Raw genomic sequence first — 1128 nt, 5'->3', positions numbered from 1 at the left:
GGTTGCGCGCCTGCGCTCTGCGTCCGGCGGTCCGGTGATCACGAGGGGGACATTCGGGCTCGAGACCCAGGCGTGGCACAGGGTGACGATGGTCAGGAGCAGGTCTTCCGCCGCGGCCTCGCTCAAGGCCGGAAGGGCATTCCGGATCTCGGTGACTTTGTTCGCCGAGCGGAGGGTGCGGGCCTCGGCTCCTACCGGATGTCCCTGCTCAAGCCCCTCCCAAAAGGTAAGGCGTGCGAGGCTGGGGCGGCTCCTGGAAAAATCAAAGTACCGTCCCGCGAAATCTCCGATCGCACCAGGACCCATGCCGGCGACCGGAAGGTCGTTCAGGGCGGTGACGAGTTCGCGTGTGAGCGCCGCTTCAAAGAGTCCGGCCTTGCCGCCAAAGTAGAAGTAGATCCGTTCGCGGTTGCACCCGGAGTTCCGCGAAATCTGATGGATGCGCGCACCGGAGAAGCCCCGATCAGAGAACTCGGTAATTGCGGCATCGAGGATTTTCTTCTGCGTCGCATCAGTGTCCCAGGCCATGGCCCCCATCATAACTCCAACCGTTTGTTTGCTTTCGCGAAACAGCACGCAGTAGCATCAATTCCAACCATACGTTTGGAGATTGAGTGGAACACGAGGGTAAGGCGCTAGCGGCCGATGAAACGGATGGGCATCATCACCGAACCGTCGGTGTGGCATCGGTCCATGTGAGGGCTGCTGTCACCTGGGTGGCGATCTTTCCGCTGGCCGCAATCGGGATGAGTATTTTGGCCGCTTTGGCGCCGGGGTGGCCACCGATCCTGCGTGCTTTTACGCTCACTCTTGTGGCCGTTCCCATTGCCGTCTACTTCGCCGTTCCCCGCCTTCTCCTGCTCCAGGCGAAGCTGGGCCACGTTGCCACGCGCACTCGGGCGCGGCACAATGCGAAACGCCATGCGCGGGTTCGCAAGCCACGCCGGGGTGCATGATCGGGGCCGGCCTGCCGGAACGTTACAACCTGTGGGCGTCGGGGCCTGTGGCGCAGGCGTGACTGGTCTCTACCATTGCAGCGACCACGTGCAGCTCATTCTCGTCGCGGGGCCCGTAGACCATGACCATGCCTCGAGCCAGCCGGATGCCGGCCAGCGGGTGGGCCACTGC

At 63.4% G+C, this 1128-nt stretch carries 1 protein-coding gene; it reads right to left on the bottom strand.

Going from position 1 to position 1128, the window contains the following annotated elements; genetic code table 11:
* A partial coding sequence (locus LQV45_RS34635; RefSeq protein ID WP_230012447.1) for a TetR/AcrR family transcriptional regulator occupies positions 1–576 on the bottom strand: 576 nt, incomplete at its 3' end.
* Between the last annotated feature and the right edge of the window lie 552 nt (positions 577–1128).

It is taken from the genome of Microbacterium sp. Bi128, from assembly GCF_918698205.1.
This window is presented reverse-complemented; position numbering and strand designations above follow the sequence as displayed.